The 14,057-nt window shown below is 55.1% G+C and carries 12 protein-coding genes and 1 tRNA gene; 7 read left to right on the plus strand and 6 right to left on the minus strand.

What is annotated here, in order from left to right; all coding sequences use genetic code 11:
* Positions 1 to 364 precede the first annotated feature (364 nt).
* Positions 365 to 1,240 carry a hypothetical protein gene (locus tag DMG62_10140; GenBank protein PYY23010.1) on the plus strand — a complete coding sequence of 292 codons (876 nt, stop codon included), beginning with the start codon at positions 365 to 367 and terminating at the stop codon, positions 1,238 to 1,240.
* Positions 1,241 to 1,341: 101 nt separating this feature from the next.
* The gene (locus tag DMG62_10145; GenBank protein PYY23011.1) at positions 1,342 to 1,620 is read left to right on the plus strand and encodes a hypothetical protein; all 279 of its coding nucleotides are present in this window, start codon (positions 1,342 to 1,344) and stop codon (positions 1,618 to 1,620) included.
* A 115-nt stretch (positions 1,621 to 1,735) separates the two neighbouring features.
* Here the strand turns inward: DMG62_10145 and DMG62_10150 are convergent.
* A tRNA-Asn gene (locus tag DMG62_10150) sits at positions 1,736 to 1,810 on the minus strand.
* A gap of 561 nt (positions 1,811 to 2,371) precedes the next feature.
* On the opposite strand from DMG62_10150, the gene DMG62_10155 reads away from it, so the two are divergent.
* Entirely contained in the window at positions 2,372 to 4,471 is a 2,100-nt protein-coding gene (locus tag DMG62_10155) for a S9 family peptidase (protein PYY23012.1), read from the plus strand.
* Positions 4,472 to 4,600: 129 nt separating this feature from the next.
* On the opposite strand, the gene DMG62_10160 is transcribed toward DMG62_10155, so the two are convergent.
* Positions 4,601 to 5,962 (minus strand): AAA family ATPase, encoded by a 1,362-nt coding sequence (locus DMG62_10160; protein PYY23013.1) that lies wholly within the window; start codon positions 5,960 to 5,962, stop codon positions 4,601 to 4,603.
* Complete coding sequence (locus DMG62_10165; protein ID PYY23014.1) at positions 5,959 to 6,810, minus strand: RNA methyltransferase; 852 nt, start codon at positions 6,808 to 6,810, stop codon at positions 5,959 to 5,961. The genes DMG62_10160 and DMG62_10165 overlap by 4 nt, the downstream gene beginning before the upstream one ends.
* 113 nt (positions 6,811 to 6,923) lie before the next feature.
* Here DMG62_10165 and DMG62_10170 point away from each other — a divergent pair, with 113 nt between their 5' ends.
* Together DMG62_10170 and DMG62_10175 are read left to right on the plus strand one after the other, a co-directional pair.
* Complete coding sequence (locus tag DMG62_10170; protein PYY23015.1) at positions 6,924 to 7,568, plus strand: threonylcarbamoyl-AMP synthase; 645 nt, start codon at positions 6,924 to 6,926, stop codon at positions 7,566 to 7,568.
* Positions 7,568 to 8,167, plus strand: a complete 600-nt coding sequence (locus DMG62_10175; protein ID PYY23016.1) for a YdcF family protein — start codon at positions 7,568 to 7,570, stop codon at positions 8,165 to 8,167. Before DMG62_10170 ends, DMG62_10175 begins: the two co-directional genes overlap by 1 nt.
* Before the next feature lie 21 nt (positions 8,168 to 8,188).
* Here the strand turns inward: DMG62_10175 and DMG62_10180 are convergent, their stop codons facing one another.
* From DMG62_10180 to DMG62_10190, 3 genes are all read right to left on the minus strand, one after another.
* On the minus strand, positions 8,189 to 8,833 hold the full coding sequence (locus DMG62_10180) for a hypothetical protein (GenBank protein PYY23017.1): 645 nt from the start codon (positions 8,831 to 8,833) through the stop codon (positions 8,189 to 8,191).
* Between the two features lie 144 nt (positions 8,834 to 8,977).
* Positions 8,978 to 10,942, minus strand: a complete 1,965-nt coding sequence (locus tag DMG62_10185) for a dihydroorotase (GenBank protein ID PYY23018.1) — start codon at positions 10,940 to 10,942, stop codon at positions 8,978 to 8,980.
* Between the two features lie 49 nt (positions 10,943 to 10,991).
* Positions 10,992 to 11,834 carry a hypothetical protein gene (locus DMG62_10190; protein ID PYY23019.1) on the minus strand — a complete coding sequence of 281 codons (843 nt, stop codon included), beginning with the start codon at positions 11,832 to 11,834 and terminating at the stop codon, positions 10,992 to 10,994.
* Positions 11,835 to 11,952: 118 nt separating this feature from the next.
* Here DMG62_10190 and DMG62_10195 point away from each other — a divergent pair, with 118 nt between their 5' ends.
* Both DMG62_10195 and DMG62_10200 read left to right on the plus strand, forming a co-directional pair.
* Complete coding sequence (locus tag DMG62_10195; protein ID PYY23020.1) at positions 11,953 to 12,831, plus strand: Ku protein; 879 nt, start codon at positions 11,953 to 11,955, stop codon at positions 12,829 to 12,831.
* 118 nt (positions 12,832 to 12,949) lie between these two features.
* A complete protein-coding gene (locus tag DMG62_10200) occupies positions 12,950 to 14,056 on the plus strand; it encodes a tRNA 2-thiouridine(34) synthase MnmA (GenBank protein ID PYY23021.1) in 1,107 nt (368 codons plus the stop codon).
* Position 14,057 lies beyond the last annotated feature (1 nt).

A 14,057-nucleotide genomic window follows, 5' to 3' on the forward strand; every position in this document is an offset into this window, starting at 1 on the left:
AGAAGCTCGAAGTATAGGAAAAACAAAATCGATTTCGTGCAATGAGCAGTTATGCAGCAGCAGTGTGCGTTTGAAAGAAGAACTACCGTAAGGCCTGAGGGGCAATTCTGCCCGCCCACTTCATTCTCGCTCCTGTGGCGTCGAGAAGCGGATCTACTTTGAAATCACGCAGAATCGACTCCCGACCAACGATGCGGACGCGGTCCAGGTCGTCGTCTCTGAGCCAGCAACATGAATATCCTTTCCGAGTCTTCTGCGCCGGAGCAGGTACTAAATATCGATGCGATCGCGTACGAATAAGTCATACTAGTCATCGCCTTTTGAATTTCGATACGCTTTAGGTCGTTCTGAGTGAGGAAATCCTATGCAGTTGCTTTCCCTCGTTCTGCTTTTCATCACCATCACTGGATTTCAGAGGTTATCAGCCTCAGGTACTCAAGGCTTTCTTTCTGGAAAGTCTTATACGAACGAGCAGTTGATGTTCACTTATCAATTCCCAGCAGATTGGGTTGTTGAGCAAGTCGACTCACAGAGTAGTGAGCTGGTGAGCTTGCTCAATGCGCAGACGGGTCCTCTACAGTCGCCTACGGCGACTATGACTTTGAGTGCTGAGAAGATCGCAGTCCAAACGGGGAGCTTGGATCTCTCTGAGTATGTTGACGCTATCGAACAATCTAGGCCGCTCAAAGGGTGGGTCAGAGTTGGCGAGCAAACTACAGCGGAGACCCCAGGCAGGACCTGGTTGCAGGCCAACTTTAGAACAAACGACAACACTAGCATGAGGGAATTAGCAGTGCTCGTTTGCGCGTCTCATGGCTACGTCCTTCGTCTCTTCTATTTCGGGACATCTGAAGATTGGCTTCATAATGCCATCAAGACCTCTCGCGGCATCAGGTTCATCCCAGATTGGTCGGAATCTTCCGCTAACGACGTGGGGTCTGAAGCCAACTCTGTTTCAAGAAGGGTCCGAATATCATCCGGCGTTCTGTATTCAAATCAGACAAAATGGCTCGAGCCGAATTATCCAGACAGCGCTCGCCGCGAGCGCGTGCGAGGCGGTGTCATCGTAAGCCTAGTAGTCGGTACAGACGGGGCGGTCAAGCGGATCTATGTGCTTGAAGGCAACCCTGCCCTCACGCAATCCGCAATTGAGGCCATGCGCGATTGGCGCTACAAACCGTACGTGCTGAATGGTCGACCAGTAGAGGTCGACAGCGTTGCCTGGGTTGAATTCAAGTAGCCGTGAAACGGTTAGACTCAAGCCTCAGTTACTGCCGTTAGAACCGCATGAGAGGAGCGGCTCAACCTCCATGATCGCTCCAAGACAGCAATGAGCGATTCATCATTGACAAGCTGCCGTTCACCCAAACTGAGCGCGTGACTATCCTGCTTGTCAATGTCCCTGGCCGCCTGTTTCATGATCTTCGCCGCTGCGCATCCCGAACCCTACTAGCTGCCGGCGTGCCTCAGGCGGTCGCAATGAAGATCATCGGACACAAAACCGATTCGATGTTTCGTCGATACGCGATCGTCACCGCCGAGCAACAGCGTGAAGCCTTGCGCCTCGCCGAAAGCTACCGCCGTGCCCAACAGCAGGGGCAGGAAAGGTTGCAACCATAGCTAGGCGCACTCAGTAGGGTTCTCTATGGAAGGTAAGCGTCCGTGAACACGGACAAAATACGGACAAATCCGAAGCGGCCACTCATCGCGAGTGGCCGTATCTTTTTGAATCTTATGGCTCCTCAGGTAGGACTCGAACCTACAACCCTCCGGTTAACAGCCGGATGCTCTGCCATTGAGCTACTGAGGAGTATGGTTTGCGGGTCGCCAGGACGGCGATCCGCTGGTTAAGTTGTCTTTCTTTTATAGCATAGCTGATGGCTAGGGGTCACTTGTGTGTTTGGCGTCAACCGTTCGCCGGGTGAGTGTGTGGTTCTGTTTTTTGATTTCTATTAGCGTCTCTCATCACCGAACTAGTTCGGTGCTACCAAACTTCCGGAAAGCGGGTCAATCGAAATTTGTTCGGGCTGATGTGGCCTGAGTGTTCGAGATCGGAATCGGGAAGGTGCGAGCAACGGACGAAATTTTCGAAATTCACTGCTAATACACTGTTTTTCACTGTTGTTTTTGTGCGAGCTGACGCGTCACTCCATCTAAGTCTATGTCTGCATGGCTCTTGTTCAGAATTGTCCGGCGTTCTTCTGAGTCACACAAAAAAATTCGCTGATAAATTCGCTGATAAATTCGCTGTTCCTGAAGCAGCAGTGAATTTCGCAGGAAATTGAGCCAGTCCGTTGCTCGAGGGTCCACCGCGCCGTGGATGGCGATATGGCGCCACTGGCTCAGGCGGCTCGCTTGCTAATCTGAGGATATGCATTCGATATCTCAGGTGATGAAACCTCCCGCGACCGCGAAACAGGTCGTCGAGGAAACCCTGCATGGGTTCACGATTCGGGATGAGTTCCGGTATTTGGAAGATGCGAACGATCCTGAGACACAGCGGTTTGTCCAGGAGCAGGACGCGTGGACTCGCAGCCTGCTCGATCCGTTTGCTGGGCGCGACGCGATCCACGCGCGTCTGGAACAACTGCTCAGCATCGGTGTGCTTGGGGCGCCACAGATTGGGGGGAACTACTACTTCCATACAAAGCGTGTTGGCAGACAGAACCAGGCCGTGTTGTACGTTCGCGAAGGGCTGAAGGGCGCTGATCGGGCCTTGGTGGACGTGAATACCTTGAGCGCGTCTGGAACAACAGCGTTGGACTGGTGGTATCCGACTCACGATGGGAAGTATGTCTGCTTCGGAACATCAGAGAATGGATCCGAGATCAGTGATCTGCAGGTAATTGAAACGGCTACCGCAAATCTGATGCCCTTGAAGATCCAGCGCACGCGAGCCGCGAGCGTTGCCTGGAAGCACGATAACTCTGGATTCTTCTACACGCGTTATCCCAAGGCGGGAGAGGTTCCAGCGGGCGAGGAGGTTTACCACCGCAAGGTTTTCTATCACTCTTTGAGGGATCCAGGCGACGGCTCGCAAGACAGGCTGGTCTTCTTCTATGACAAGGATCCGCAGGCGTGGCCTAACGTCACCATCTCTGACGATGATTGCTGGCTGCTTATCTCAGTGAGCCAGGGCTGGACGCGAGTGAACTTGTTTCTACAGGATCTGCGAGCTGATGCTGCTCCGCTTGAGATTACAGAAGGCAAGGAGTTTCTTTACGGAGGCGACATCTATCGCGGATCGATTTACCTGACCAGCAATGAAGACGCTCCTCGCTTTCGCTTATTCAAAGCCGATGCCAGCAGACCGGCGCGAGAGCATTGGCGCGAGATTATTCCGCAAAGCCCTGGCCCACGCGATGCCGTTCTTCAAGGCGCTCACGTGATTGGCGGGAAACTGCTGGTCAATTACGAAATTGACGTGACGGCAGAGATCAAAGTATTTGATCTCGAGGGAAAGCATTTGGCGGACGTGGCGATGCCTGGATTGGGCTCGCTCGGTGGAGTGGGCGGGAACTACGACAGCGATGAAGCCTTTTTCGATTTTCAGTCGTTTACCGTGCCTACAACTGTGTACCGCGTTGACATGAAATCATCGTCAGCAGAGGTCTCATTATGGGAATCGTTGCGTGCAGCGATTGATTGTCAGCAATACGTCGTCACCCAGGTTTTCTATTCCTCCAGGGACGGAACCCAGATTCCGATGTTCATCGTTCACGGCCCCCATGCGAAACTCGACGGTAAGAACCCGACGTGGCTCAGCGGATACGGAGGTTTCAACGTCAGCAACTCGCCGACGTTTCGCGCCTCGGTGTACCTGTGGCTGGAGCACGGAGGCGTCTTCGCCTTGGCCAACATTCGCGGCGGCTCCGAATATGGCGAAGAGTGGCACCGAGCGGGCATGCGCGAGCGCAAACAGAATGTCTTTGATGACTTCATCGCCGCTGCCGAGTATTTGATCGCGGAAAAATACACGAATTCGCAGCGGCTGGCGATTCAGGGTGGCAGCAACGGCGGCTTGCTGGTAGGCGCCGCTCTTACGCAGCGTCCAGATCTGTTTCGCGCTGTGATCTGCCAGGTTCCTTTGCTTGACATGCTGCGGTACCAGAATTTCCAGATCGCGAAACTGTGGATTCCGGAGTATGGATCGGCAGAAGATCCTCAGCAGTTCCGGTGGCTTTACACGTATTCGCCATATCACCGCGTGAAGGCCGGAATTCAATATCCGGCCGTATTGTTCATGACGGCCGACACCGATACACGTGTGGATCCGATGCATGCGAAGAAGATGACGGCGCTGCTGCAGACGCAGGCTTCGAATGGCCAAAGCGCGGAACGTCCAATCTTGCTGCGGCTCGATCTGAAGGCGGGGCATGGAGCGGGGAAACCAGTCTCGAAACAAATAGATGAGCTGACGGACATGTTTTCTTTTTTGTTTTGGCAGCTAGAGGTGAAGGATATCGGGTGATCGGGTGAAATGAGGCAAGTTTTCGGCGTTCGCCTATCAGGGTTCGGCCAGCAACCTGTTCGATTCGCGACCAGAACGGTTACAGGCCGACAGCTGACAGCCGAAAACCTAGCCAAGTTTCGCGAATTTTTATTCCCGCTCTGAATCCTGCTTAGTTCGCTGTCTCGCGCGAACAATCTCTTCCATCCGTTTCCGCAATTCGTGCTCGAAGCCTTCATCCGTCGGATGGAAGTAGCTGCGGTCGCGAAGATTGTCGGGTAGGCATTGCATGTCGGCGACCTTGGATTCGAGGTCATGGGCGTACTGATAGCCTTTGCCATAACCGAAGGCTTTCATGAGTCCGGTCGGAGCGTTGCGTAAATGCAGGGGTACAGAATCGGCGGCGGTTTTCTCAACATCTTCCTGAACCGCTCCAAACGCGGTGTAGATTGCGTTCGATTTTGGCGCCAACGCAAGATAGGCCACGGCTTGCGCCAGCGCGAGTTCGCCTTCGGGAGTGCCGAGAAAGTCATACGCATCGCGAGCCGCAAGGGTAATGCTGAGAGCCTGGGGCGAAGCGAGGCCGATGTCTTCGACTGCCATGCGGACAACTCGCCGTGCGATGTAGAGCGGATCTTCGCCGGACGCGAGCATGCGTCCGAGCCAGTATAGCGATGCGTCCACATCGCTGTTGCGGACGCTTTTGTGCAGGGCAGAGATCAGGTTGTAGTGCTCTTCGCCGGACTTGTCGTAAAGCAAAATGCGCTTCTGCAGAGCGTCGGCAACAAGGTCCGAAGTAATCGTTGCCGGCTCTCCCGTTTTGGCTCGCTCTTGGGCGAGCTTCGCGGCGATTTCGAGCACGTTGTAGGCGGAGCGGGCGTCTCCACTGGAGTAGGCAGCGATTCTGGCTAGAGCATCATCGGCGATGGTTACTCCCATTTCCCCGAGCCCGCGCTCGTTGTCGGTGAGTGCGCGACGCAGCAGCGTGATGATGTGCTCGTCGATGAGCGGCTTCAGAACATAAACGCGCGTGCGCGAGAGCAGTGCCGAGATGATTTCGAATGAAGGATTCTCTGTGGTTGCGCCGATCAGGCGGATGTTGCCCTTTTCGACGTGGGGAAGAAAGGCGTCTTGTTGGGCTTTGTTGAAGCGATGAATTTCATCGACAAATACGATCGTTCGAGTGCCAAAGTCGCGGGCTTTGGCGGCGTCGGCCATGACCTGCTTGATCTCTTTGATTCCGCTCAGAACGGCGGAGAATTCGATGAAATCAGCTTTCGTGACTCGGGCGATGATTTGCGCAAGAGTTGTCTTTCCCACTCCGGGAGGACCCCAGAAGATGATGGAACCCGGATCGTCTCGCTCGATCTGCAAACGGAGCGGCTTGCCCGGCGCGAGCAAATGCTCCTGTCCTACGACTTCATCGAGAGCTCGGGGACGCATGCGCTGGGCGAGCGGAGTGGAAGCAGATCGCGCGGTTTCCCGATCTGGAAGGGAGGAGAAGAGGCTCATCGCACGGCGCTCCGCTGACTTTGAGCTTCGTAGAGAGCGATTGAGGCGGCAACCCCAGCGTTCAGAGACTCGACTCGTGCTTGAGGAATTGCGACAAATTGGTCCATTTGTGCGAACAGTTCTCTAGGGATCCCAGCCCCTTCGTTGCCGATAAAGAGAGCGCAGGGGCTCGCGAGATCCGCATCCCGGAGCCGAAGTGGTGAGCGCGGGCTCCTGCCGTCACCGGAGTTGCCGTCATTGTGCGGAGCCACTAAAGCTAGAGCCCGTATCTGTCGACTGCGAAGCTCAGCTAGCAATTCCGGAGCGCTTGTCTTGAGTACAGGCAATCGGAACACCGATCCGGCGGAGGCTCTTACCGTCTTCGGATTCCAATGGTTCACAGTTTCTGCGATCCCGATGACGCCGCTGGCTCCGAAGGCTTCGGCGGAACGGACAAGGGTTCCGAAATTGCCGGGATCCTGAATAGCCGCTGCAACGACCAGGAGCGTGGACTGCCCTGCAAATAGAGATTGCAAAGAGTATTCGGATACCTGCACCAGCGCGGCCAAGCCTTGGGGATGTTCGGTGAGGACCGCGTTGTCGAAGACGCGATCCGGGAGGAGAAGAGCATCGGCATGCTTTGAGAGCTGGTCGAGGACTCGCTGCGCTTTCGGCTTCGCGGATTCACGGATGAACAATGTCTGGATCTTGAGCCGGCTGCGGATCGCCTCTTCAATCAACCGAATGCCTTCGACCGCGCAAAGTCCATTAATGGCCTGGCCTTGGCTGAAGGCCTGGCGCAGCTCTTTCACGAGAGCATTCTGGGCGCTGGTTATGGGGCGCAGCCGGGTTGACGTAAGTGTACGCATACGCTGAGGCAATTGTATTCCGTGACCTTAAACGATCGGTGCGGATGACGCTCTTGCAATGATGATTTATGCTTAGCCTTCGCGTTTCACACTTCGCTCACCAGAGGACGCCTTTGCCGGCAGAACTCCTGAAGATCAACAGCAGCCAGCCGGAACAAAAGCTTGTAAGTTACGCTGCGGAGCGCATTCGCCAGGGACAAGTATTGGGCATGCCAACCGACACCTTTTATGGCCTCGCCGCCGATCCGGTGAACCTGCGCGCGGTGGAGCGGATTTACGAGATCAAGAGCCGCTCGCGCCACAAGCCGCTGTCGTTGCTGGTGGAGAGCGTTGATCAGGCAGAGGAACTTTCGCGGAATGTTCCCGAGGTGTTTCATGAACTCGCTGATAGGTACTGGCCCGGACCTCTAACGATGATCGTGAAGGCGAGCTCGCGTTTGCCGCTGAAAGTTACTGCCAATACGGGAAACGTAGCCCTGCGCGTGCCTTCGGCTGCGATTCCGGTGGCCATTATCCGGGAGATTGGATTTCCCATTACGGCGACTTCAGCCAATCTGCTCGGGGCATCAGAATGCACGACTGCGGAGTGCGTCCGTGATCAGATGGGTGACCGCATTTCGATCATCGTGAACGGCGGACCCACGGAGCGCGATACGCCAACGACGATCGTCGATTTGAGCGGCGATCCGACGCAATGGCAGATTATCCGTGAAGGCGCGGTTCCTGCAGAAGAGATTTCACAAATCCTCTGGCATTGATGTCGAGCACTCGTAGGCCTCGAATTTGGTTGGCTATGTTCGCGGCGATTGCAGCTGCGGCTCTGGCTTGGGTCTCAGCGATTTTTTGGCTCGTCAGTCGGCAGGCGAGCCGGGATGAATCGCAGCACGCCGATGCCATTGTTGTATTTGGCGCAGCCGAGTACGCGGGGCATCCCTCGCCGATCTATCGCGCTCGGCTGGATCATGCATACACGTTGTTCAAGAGTGGATTTGCTCCACTGATCATTACCAGCGGAGGCGCGGCTGATGATCCCAATTTCACTGAGGGAGGCGTTGGAAGAGACTACCTTGTCTCCCGAGGCGTACCGGACGGAGCGGTGATCGCGGAAACACAAAGTGCTGACACGAGCGAATCGGCGTCGCGCATCGCCAACATCTTCCGAACGAACCGACTGCACACGTGTTTGGCCGTGAGTGATGGTTATCACATGTTCCGAGTGAAGCGAATGTTAGAAAGTGAAGGCGTGATTGCCTATGCATCGCCGCGGCCGGACTCCCGTCTAACCGGTCATTGGCAGCGGACCAAGGTTAAGTTGCGAGAAGTGATGAGTTACACGGCGTGGAAGTTAGGCTTTTAGTCGCGAATAGGGAGTGAAGAGCTATCTCACTAGCGCCATCAGCCGGACAGGTCCTTCGCCAGCGCCGTTGATCTTCTCCGGGGCGGCGATCGCGATAACTCCGGACTGTGGAACCAGCGAGAGATTGGCCACATTTTCCAGCTCGTAAATGCCTTTTGTGGCGAGATAAGCATTTTGTGTACTTGGCGCGACCGATGTACCGGCGTTTCCTATGGCGACGATATTCCGCGCTTCGACGAGAAAGTGCAGCGCATCATTACTGAACTGAGGTGTCTGTTGTTTCTTCGACGTTAGCAGGACGATCGCTCCTTGCGGGACAGCTCCGTGATCGCGTTCATAATCAGCCACGTCGTTCATGGTGACCAGCGATTCCGAATCGGGAAAACTCTTGTGCTGTGCTTCGATTACTGCGAGTGGGGCGACCAGCCGTGACGCCGGAAGAGTATCCACAGTCCATACGCCGCCGATCTTGGCCGGAGCTACAAGAATGGTGTTTCGGGTTGAGCTCAGGTCCACCTTCAGAGTTGTCGAGGCGGTCAAGTCAACCACTGCCCGAAACTGCGGTCCGGTTCCAATGGTGTGTTTCTGTGCTGCAAACAGCAGTATGGCGATGGAGAGAGTCGCGGCGACTACGGAAGCTTGGATCTTTAACAATCTGAAATTCATGAACTACTACTCTGATGATCTATTACGCAAATCCGGTGCACAGAGTTGCAGGCGAGTGACGCTACTCATCAGATGCATGCAGCCAACCGGTGTTTGCAGCAGCTCAGGTTAAAAAATCGTGTGATCAGACGAGGAATATTGGTTCTAATGGGTGCGCTCCAAGGCAAATCCGAACCACAGAGGATTCGATCCGTTGTAGGTCAAACTACGCTTCTGCGCGGCAAATCCGGGGCGAGAAGCCATCAGTGAGCAATTCTCACAGGGCTGCTGCAGGGGGATCTCGTATTTGCCTTCTCGTCCGGAGATCGTACTTCCGACGTCTGTTCCCGACGCGTCGGTCAGTACAACCTTGGTCCGAGGCAGCGGCCAGCCCTCGGTGTCGCTCACGAAACCTCGAACGCTTCCACGCGGCGCAAGTCCTTCCGGGGCGATGCCTCTGGCCTGATAGGCAGGTCCGCGAAGCGGACGTCCGCCATACTGACCAGTGGCCTTCTCATGCTCAAGTGCGAGGGTCCCATTTACGAACACATACTCGATTCCCACACTGGGGCGATTCGGCGATTCGAACGTACCCACGTCAAGGACCTTCGCCGGATCGAAAATGGTGATATCGGCAAAGTAGTCCTCGCGCAAGAGTCCACGATGGTCGAGACGCACGCGTTGCGCGGGAAGACAAGTGAATTTGCGGATCGCATCTTCCAGTCGAAGGAGATGCTCCTCGCGAACATATTTTCCCAGAATGCGAGTGAAGCTTCCGTACGCGCGCGGATGCGATTTCGACTCTCCGAGAAGTCCGTCAGGAGCGACGGCGCCATAGTCGGTGCCCACACTTAGCCATGGCTGTTGCATGGCGAGACGAACATCGTTCTCCTGCATGCTGAAGTAGGCTGCGACGATCCCATCTTTGCTCTGAATCAGAAGATCGCAGACCGTGTCGAACGGCCCTTTGCGCTGCATGCGAGCTACATCGGCGACGGTGCGCCCCTCATACTGTTTCAGTTCGGGAACGATCGTGGAAACCAGCATTACACCTTCGGGCCCGCCGACTCCACGCCACATGTTCTCGTAACCCTTGCCGCTCTCGAGTTCCTGGCGGATAGCTTCTTTCGTCTTTGGATCTTTCAGTCGCGCAACCAGCGCGTTCGATCCGCCTTCGTGATATTTCGGCGGAATGAGGGCACCCAACGATGTGGCCGAGGCGACATAGGGATACTGATCTGCCGTTACGTCTATCCCATGCGCGCGCGCATCCTCAATTTTGGAGATGACTTGTTGCATCTTTCCCCAGTTTTGTTTTCCCGAGACCTTCAAGTGGAAAATTTCAACCGGGATACTTGCCTCACGGGAGATCCGGAATGCTTCATCGAGGGCCAGCATTTCCTCGTCGCCCTCGTTGCGCATATGCGTCGCGTAGATGCCCCCGTACTTAGAAGCCACTTTCGCGAGCGCAATCAGCTCGTCTGTTTGCGCATAGCTCGAAGGCGCATAGATCAATGCGGTGGAAATTCCCATGGCTCCATCAAGCATGGCATCGCCGACAAACTCTTCCATGTCCTTCAATTCGTCAGCTGTGGGTGCGCGATTGACCATGCCCAACACCTTCTTGCGTACTTGACCTGCCCCAACATAGGTCGCCAGATTAATCGCCGCGTGCTGCTTGGCAAGCCGATTGAAGTATTGATCAAGGCTGTCCCAGTCGACGGTCAAATGAAAATGCTCGAAATAATCTTTTCGCTCGGCCAAGTCAAACTTCACAAATGGAGCAACGGACTCACCTTCACCCGTGATCTCCGTCGTAATGCCCTGCGTAAGCTTGCTGATCGCTCGTTTGTCGATCAGCAGATTCTCCTCGGATTGCCCAAGCATGTCGATGAATCCTGGAGCAACAATCAGGCCACTAGCATCAACCGTGCGCTTGGCTTTTACCTCGGGAGCGGCGTGTCCAACGAAGGCGATGCGATCACCGATAATTCCAAGATCTCCGTAAAACCATGGATTGCCGCTGCCATCGACGATTTTGCCGTTGCGAATGAGCATGTCGTACTGTTGAGAGAAGGCTGAAGCGGTGAAGATTCCGAAGAAGAGAATCAGCAGAAGTTTAGTTTTCATGAGTTGTTGGACTTGTGGCTCCGGTTGATGGAGAAAGTTTTGTAATGATTTACCACGTCAGAGTGGTTGCCAGCAAAGCGGCCGCGAGTGTCGATACAAAGTTGACTGCATTGTTGGTGAATCGGCCACGCCGCTCCAAGGTGGCGCCAAGCAGACTGTCGAGAAACATTCCGAGTGTTCCGGCTGCCGCCACGATGAGGGCGCGTCGAAGATCGATCAAGCCCGCGATCATCGCTTCAAGGGCCACCAGCGCCGCTGCCCCGACTCCTAGGAGGGTACCCGGAATGCTTATAGCTCCATCGGTTCCAGCGGGAACGAGCCTGCCCGAAGTTACAAGTCGTGCTTGCAACGCCAAGGCTTTGCCGGTTTCACTCGAAACCGTGTCGCAGGCTGCCTCCGCAAGGGCAGCAAGGCTGCCGACCAGCAGCGGCAAACGACGAGACGTAATTGCAGATAAAACTGCGAATATCGCGGATATCCCAACGTTCGCCATTACCTGCGCGCCATCGCGCCCGCCAGAACGCTCCGCGATCCTCAGAGACTGCTTACGCTTTTTCCCGAATTTTGTGGCTAGCAACGTGAGGACAAATACCAACAGAGCGGCAACGAACATCGCTGGCCCTGAAGTCACTAACAGCATGGAGGTGACAAGAAAGCCTGCTGCTGCGCCGCTGCCTGTAACACTGGCAAGGACTCTCGCGACCACTGCAAAAGCTAGAGTGATCATGAGAGCTGGTAGCAGTCGCGCGCAAAAGGGAATTTTCACCGCAATCGCACTGAATAAGGCGAGTAATCCTAATGCAAACAGGATCCAAAAGCGGGCGCTGCTAGTGCGAGTTGGCGTCGAGGCGTGAGGAACTGCGTCCATAGATGGCGGCAGTGAGGACGGCATCTGGTGGGGGTATCTGCATCGTAACAAACTGGACCGTTTGTAATCTTGAATTTACGCGTTCTAAAGGTAGAATTACGCTCCTACGCTATTGGGCCTGGACGACACTTAAGGAATAACTATGGCTGCTTCGGTTTGGACTGGATATCTGACATTTGGCCTCATTTCGATGCCAGTGCGCCTGTTTTCTGGCGCGCGCTCCAATCATGTTTCCTTTCATATGCTTCATCGTGACGATCATGTTCGAGTGAAGCAGCAGCTCGTCTGTCCAGAGGAGGACAAAGTGATCGGCCGAGACGAGATCGTGAAGGGCTATGAGTTCCGCAAGGGCGAATACGTGATTATCGAGCCGGAAGAGCTGAAGAAGATCGAGCCTAAAACGGCAAAAGCCATGGAGATCCTGGAATTTGTGAAGGCCGACGATATCGATCCCATTTACTTTGAGTCTTCCTATTACCTAATGCCTGAAGAAGCGGGCAAGCGGCCATATGCGCTGCTGCAGAAGGCTCTCGAGGACAGCAAGCATGTGGCGATCGCAAAGCTCGCAATGCACAACCGCGAGTACACAGTATTTTTGCGTCCGCATAATGGCGGCATGATGCTGCACACCATGTATTATCAGGACGAAATTCGTCACATTGAGGATTTCGGCAAAAGCGACGTCGAGATCAAGGACTCAGAGTTAAAGGTCGCGCATCAACTTGTGAATGCGCTCGCCGCAGACTGGGAGCCGAAGAAGTACTACGATACCTTCGAAGCGAATGTGAAAGAACTGATCAAGGCGCACCTCGAAGGCAAGCACGTGGTGGGAGTGGAGAAGCCGAAGAAGGCAGCGCCGGTAGTCGATCTGATGGACGCGCTCAAACAGAGCCTCGCACAGATGGAAGGCAAGAAAAAGGGGCCGCAGCGTGCTATCGATTATCAGCGTGAGAATCAGGTTCGTATTAGCGACGAACCGCAGCCTTCAAAGAAGGCCGTACGGAAGAGAAAGAGCGCGTAGCCACGAGTGGAGACGCAGCATGCCTGCATCCCTTTATACGTATCGCAATCTCATATAATAAGCAGACAGTCCTTCCCTTGAGCCTTCTGGCTTGCCCGTTGTGACTGCATCCAGCTGTATGTCTAAGCCAACCATCGCCGTAGCTATGTCCGGAGGCGTGGATTCGTCCACAGTGGCAGCCATGCTGCGCTCTGATGGGCATCCAGTGGTCGGCCTGACGATGCAGCTCTGGAATCAGCGAAGACTCGCTGGACGTGTGGGGATGCCGGAGGATGTGCAAGGCCGATGCTGCTCAATCGAGGACGTTTACGACGCTCGCCATGTAGCCGAGCATCTTGGTATTCCGTACTATGTAGTGAACCATCAGGAGCGGTTCGAGCGCGACGTCGTTCGTCCGTTTGTTGACGAATATCTCTCTGGCCGTACTCCGATTCCGTGCAGTCTCTGCAACAATCACTTGAAGTTTGACGAGCTCCTTATTACGGCCCAGCAAATTGGTGCCGACTTGCTTGCGACTGGACATTATGCGCGCGTTGAATATTCCGCAGAGCGCGGCCGATGGCTTCTGCTGCGCGGTCGAGACTTAAGCAAGGATCAGAGTTATTTCCTCTTTGGACTGACGCAAGACCAGCTCAGCCGCACGCTTTTCCCGTTAGGAAACATGTCGAAGCCGGAAGTTCGCGACCTGGCCCACCAACATGGTCTGGCGCTTGCCGAGAAGCCCGACTCGCAGGAGATTTGCTTTATTCCGGGCGGTGACTACAAGCGATTTATCGACGCTTACCTCCACGAGCAAGGCGAGGAGCTGCCGGATACCTCAGGCGAATTGGTGACGATATCCGGCGAAGTGATCGGTACCCACGCTGGCATCCACAACTTCACGGTAGGACAGCGCAAGGGCTTGGGCGTCGCAACCGGGTCGCCGCTTTATGTGATCGAGCTGCGCGGGGACAAGCAACAAGTCATTGTCGGAGGAGACCACGATCTGCGCTCGCGAACTCTGCGCGCTCATCGCTTGAATTGGATTGCCTTCGACACTCTTGAGGGTTGCATCCGCTTGAAGGCCAAAATTCGCCATCGTCACGAGCCGGCAGAAGCGGAGGTCAGAATGGACGGAAACCGCGCGGCGGTCACTTTTGACGAACCGCAAAGAGCTATTACTCCGGGACAGGCGGTTGTCTTTTACGACGACAATCTTGTGATCGGCGGCGGCTGGATCTGCTGAG

The organism is Acidobacteriota bacterium, assembly GCA_003225175.1.
Lineage (GTDB): Bacteria > Acidobacteriota > Terriglobia > Terriglobales > Acidobacteriaceae > Gp1-AA112.

Coding starts and splice junctions, on each gene's coding strand:
- DMG62_10140 (PYY23010.1), top strand. CDS start 365: ATGCAGTTGCTTTCCCTCGTTCTGCTTTTCATCACCATCACTGGATTT.
- DMG62_10155 (PYY23012.1), top strand. CDS start 2,372: ATGCATTCGATATCTCAGGTGATGAAACCTCCCGCGACCGCGAAACAG.
- DMG62_10160 (PYY23013.1), bottom strand. CDS start 5,962: ATGAGCCTCTTCTCCTCCCTTCCAGATCGGGAAACCGCGCGATCTGCT.
- DMG62_10165 (PYY23014.1), bottom strand. CDS start 6,810: ATGCGTACACTTACGTCAACCCGGCTGCGCCCCATAACCAGCGCCCAG.
- DMG62_10175 (PYY23016.1), top strand. CDS start 7,568: ATGTCGAGCACTCGTAGGCCTCGAATTTGGTTGGCTATGTTCGCGGCG.
- DMG62_10180 (PYY23017.1), bottom strand. CDS start 8,833: ATGAATTTCAGATTGTTAAAGATCCAAGCTTCCGTAGTCGCCGCGACT.
- DMG62_10185 (PYY23018.1), bottom strand. CDS start 10,942: ATGAAAACTAAACTTCTGCTGATTCTCTTCTTCGGAATCTTCACCGCT.
- DMG62_10190 (PYY23019.1), bottom strand. CDS start 11,834: ATGCCGTCCTCACTGCCGCCATCTATGGACGCAGTTCCTCACGCCTCG.
- DMG62_10195 (PYY23020.1), top strand. CDS start 11,953: ATGGCTGCTTCGGTTTGGACTGGATATCTGACATTTGGCCTCATTTCG.
- DMG62_10200 (PYY23021.1), top strand. CDS start 12,950: ATGTCTAAGCCAACCATCGCCGTAGCTATGTCCGGAGGCGTGGATTCG.